The organism is Pseudoduganella sp. RAF53_2 (assembly GCF_052113985.1).
Taxonomy (GTDB): domain Bacteria; phylum Pseudomonadota; class Gammaproteobacteria; order Burkholderiales; family Burkholderiaceae_D; genus Rugamonas.
In genome coordinates, this window is the sequence record NZ_JBFRDW010000624.1 from 1 (window position 1) to 3,593 (window position 3,593).

5 protein-coding genes are annotated in these 3,593 nt (G+C 65.3%); 4 read left to right on the forward strand and 1 reads right to left on the reverse strand.

From position 1 onward, the window contains the following. The 4 genes from AB4Z11_RS26600 to AB4Z11_RS26615 all read left to right on the forward strand — a co-directional run. On the forward strand, positions 1-221 hold a 221-nt coding region (locus AB4Z11_RS26600; protein ID WP_442028849.1), incomplete at its 5' end, for a 2Fe-2S iron-sulfur cluster-binding protein. Further along, the gene (locus AB4Z11_RS26605) at positions 218-1,477 is read left to right on the forward strand and encodes an FAD-dependent oxidoreductase (RefSeq protein WP_442028850.1); all 1,260 of its coding nucleotides are present in this window, start codon (positions 218-220) and stop codon (positions 1,475-1,477) included. The genes AB4Z11_RS26600 and AB4Z11_RS26605, both read left to right, overlap by 4 nt. Positions 1,478-1,489: 12 nt before the next feature. Beyond that, positions 1,490-2,401: a dihydrodipicolinate synthase family protein gene (locus AB4Z11_RS26610; RefSeq protein WP_442028851.1), complete on the forward strand. Its 912-nt coding sequence runs from the start codon at positions 1,490-1,492 to the stop codon at positions 2,399-2,401. 23 nt (positions 2,402-2,424) lie between these two features. Further along, a complete protein-coding gene (locus tag AB4Z11_RS26615; protein ID WP_442028852.1) occupies positions 2,425-3,150 on the forward strand; it encodes a YoaK family protein in 726 nt (241 codons plus the stop codon). 5 nt (positions 3,151-3,155) lie between these two features. Here AB4Z11_RS26615 and AB4Z11_RS26620 read toward each other — a convergent pair whose 3' ends face one another. Next, positions 3,156-3,575, reverse strand: coding sequence for a DoxX family protein (locus tag AB4Z11_RS26620; protein ID WP_442028853.1), 420 nt, complete (start codon positions 3,573-3,575; stop codon positions 3,156-3,158). Positions 3,576-3,593 lie beyond the last annotated feature (18 nt).

Here is a 3,593-nt window from a genome sequence, read left to right on the forward strand (position 1 = left end):
CCCTCGCCGTCGCCCCTGGCACAACCGTCGCCGCCGCAATTGCCACGGCGTCCGCCGGCGTAACGCGCCGCTCGGTTACCGGCGCGCTGCGGGCGCCGTTGTGCGGAATGGGCGTGTGCCAGGAGTGCCGCGTGACGGTCGACGGCCGTGCGCATGTGCTGTCCTGCCAGACGCTGTGCCGCGACGGCATGCAGGTCGTGACGGCGGAGGCGGTTGCATGAAGACGCTGTACGACATCATCATTGTCGGCGCCGGTCCGGCCGGGCTGGCGGCCGCGCAGGCCGCGGCAGCCAGCGGCGCGAGTATTTGCATCATCGACGACAACCCATTCGCCGGCGGACAAATCTGGCGCGGCGGTCCGCAGCAGCAGAAAGACAGCCGGGCGCGCGAGCTTTGGCAGCAAGTGCAGCAGGCGCCCAATATCAGCGTCCTGCATAGCGCCCGCGTTCTGTACGCACCGGCGCCCGGTGAGCTGCTGGTACAGCTGGAAGAGAGTGTGAGCGTGCTGCGCTACCAGCGCCTGATCCTCGCCACTGGCGCGCGCGAGCTGCTGTTGCCTTTCCCCGGCTGGACGCTGCCTGGCGTGACCGGCGCCGGCGGTCTGCAGGCGTTGAGCAAAGGCGGCTATCCAGTGGACGGCAAACGCATTGTGGTGGCGGGAACGGGACCATTGCTGCTGGCAGTGGCGGATACCTTGCGCTCACGTGGCGCGCAAGTGCAGGCCATCATCGAGCAGGCGCCGCGCGCAGCCCTGGTGCGCTTTGCGCTTGGCTTGCTGGCAACGCCGTCCAAAATTTCACAGGCCCTGCAACTTGGCAGCCGCTTGCGCGGAGTGTCTTATCGCAGCGGACGCTACGTCCGCGCCGCGTTTGGCGAGGGACAGCTACAGCGCGTTGAGCTGGACAACGGCGAGCTGATTGAATGCGATTACCTGGCGGTGGGCTATGGCTTGCTGCCGAATACTGAACTTGCACGCTCGCTGGGTTGCGCGGTCGGGCAGGGCGCAGTGCAGGTGGACGAGTGGCAGCGCACCAGCATGCCCGCGATCTACTGCGCAGGCGAAGGCACCGGCGTCGGTGGCGTTGACCTCGCGCTGGCGGAAGGCCGCATCGCCGGCCTGCACGCAAGCCGGCTAGCGGGCGCGGGTGGCGCGGCGTCCGCGCTGGCGGAGCGTGCGCGCTGGCGGCGGTTCGCGGGCCGCCTGGCGGAGGCTTTCAGGCTGCGCGAGGAAATCTCAAAGCTGGCGGCGCCGGACACCATCGTCTGCCGCTGCGAAGACGTGCCGCACAGCGACTTGGCGGTGCACGCCACCTGGCGTGCCGCCAAGCTGCACACGCGCTGCGGCATGGGGCCTTGCCAGGGACGCATCTGCGGGGCCGCAACTGCGGTGCTGTATGGCTGGCAGCCAGACACCGTAAGAACACCAATTTATCCGGCGCGTGCCGGCAGCATCATCGCAACGACAACTGAAACCTGAGGAGGCATCAAAATGGCAGCAGCAAAATGGGCAGGCGTATTCCCCGCAGTAACCACCAAGTTCACGGCTGACGAGGAACTCGACCACGCCGAAATGGAGAAACACTTCGGCTTCATGATCGACAGCGGTTGCCACGGTCTCGTGACCGGCGGCTCGCTGGGCGAAGCCAGCACGCTGACCGTGGAAGAGCGCCTGGAAGTCGCCAAAACCGCGATCAAGGTATCCAGCGGCCGCGTGCCGGTGCTGGCCAACGTCAGCGACACCCGCACCAGGACCGCCTGCCGCTTCGTGCAGGAAGCGAAAGATGCAGGCGTGGACGGCTTCATGGTCATGCCATCCGTGCTGTACGCCGCCGATGCGCGTGAAGCCAAGGACAATCTGCGTACGATCGCCGCCGCAGCCAAGCTGCCGATCATGGTCTACAACAACCCGGTATCGTACAAAGTCGACCTGACCCCGGCCGACTTCAAGGAACTGTCGGACTGCGAAGAACTGGTGGCGATCAAGGAATCGACCGACAACGTGCGCCGCATCACTGACCTGCGTAACGCCGTCGGCACCCGTTACCAGCTGTTCATGGGCGTGGACGACCTGTCCTTCGAAGGCCTGGCTGTTGGCGCGGACGGCCTGCTGGCCGGCCTGGTGGTCGCCTTCCCGAAAGAGACGGTAGCGCTGTACACCCTGATGAAAGCCAAGCGCTACGACGAAGCGCTGAAGCTGTACCAGTGGTTCATGCCGCTGCTGCACCTCGACGTATCGACCAAGCTGGTGCAAAATCTGAAACTGGTGGAGGCGCTGGCGGGCGTGGGTAACGAGATCGTACGCCGTCCGCGCCAGCCACTGCGCGGCGCCGAGCGTGAGGCCGTGACCACGATCGTCCAGCAAGCACTGGCGACCCGTCCGGACCTGAGCGGCCTGCTGTAAAGGACCCAGCCAAATGAGGAAGCATGCCGATCAACTATGTCCGGCGCCTGACGGGGCGCCAGCGCGCTGCGCAAGCTAACCGCCATCTCGGTTTCGCCCTGGCCTTCGTGGCCGGGGCCGCAAACGCGGGCGGCTTCCTCGCTGTCAAACAATACACGTCGCACATGACGGGCATCGTGTCCGCTGCAGCGGACAATATCGCCCTCGGCGCTTTCGAAGCCGCCGCCAGTTGTGCCGGCGCGCTATTCAGTTTTCTTGCAGGGGCGGCCTGTTGCGCCTTGATGGTCAACTTCGCGCGGCGCCGCCAACTGCACAGTGAGTTCGCTTTGCCGCTGATGCTGGAAGCCTTGCTGCTATTGGCTTTCGGCGTGATGGGAGCGTCCTTCGCACTGGCGGCGACCGTGATGCTGCTGTGCTTCATGATGGGGCTGCAGAACGCCGTCATCACCAAACTCTCGCGCGCCGAAATCCGCACCACCCACGTCACCGGCATTGTGACGGATCTGGGTATCGAGGCGGGGAAGGCGCTTTACTGGAACCGCGACCCGCAAGCAGTGCCGCATGTAGCTGCGGACTGGAAGCGGGTCGCTGTGCTGGCTGGACTGGTTGGCGCTTTCTTTGCCGGCGGTGTCGCCGGAGCGCTGGGATTCAGCAGTGTGGGTTTCGGGGCGACGCTGCCGCTGGCGGCGATTCTCGTCGGGCTGGCCATCGTGCCCATCATCGACGATTTGCGTGCACCCCGGAACTAGGCCGTTCAGGCGGCTGCGATACGGCGGCCTTTATTGCGCAGTGCATCCAGGCTCAGGGTGCCGGCACCGAAGGCAGCCACTTGCAGCAGACCGCCAGCCATGGCGAAGTTCTTCATGAAGTGGATGAACTGGTTCTGATCAGCGATATTGCCATGGAAGATCACCGCAGTCACCACCGAGAAGATGGCCAGGATCGCGGCCACCGCACGGGTGTACAGGCCGGTTGCCAGCATCAGACCGCCCACCACTTCGACGCCGATCGCGATGCCCAGTCCAACGACAGGGAAGGGCAGGCCCATGGCGCTGATGTAGCCGATGGCGCCGGCCGGGGTTGCGATCTTGCCGATACCGCTGACGATGAAGATGGCGGCCAGCAGCAGGCGGGCAACCAGGGGCAGGGCGGTGGTGTTGTTAGTTTGGTTCATGGCAGACTCCTTGTTTTG

Bases quoted from the DNA above. Each gene is read 5' to 3' on its own strand.
- AB4Z11_RS26605 (WP_442028850.1), top strand. From the start codon at position 218: ATGAAGACGCTGTACGACATCATCATTGTCGGCGCCGGTCCGGCCGGG.
- AB4Z11_RS26610 (WP_442028851.1), top strand. From the start codon at position 1,490: ATGGCAGCAGCAAAATGGGCAGGCGTATTCCCCGCAGTAACCACCAAG.
- AB4Z11_RS26615 (WP_442028852.1), top strand. From the start codon at position 2,425: ATGCCGATCAACTATGTCCGGCGCCTGACGGGGCGCCAGCGCGCTGCG.
- AB4Z11_RS26620 (WP_442028853.1), bottom strand. From the start codon at position 3,575: ATGAACCAAACTAACAACACCACCGCCCTGCCCCTGGTTGCCCGCCTG.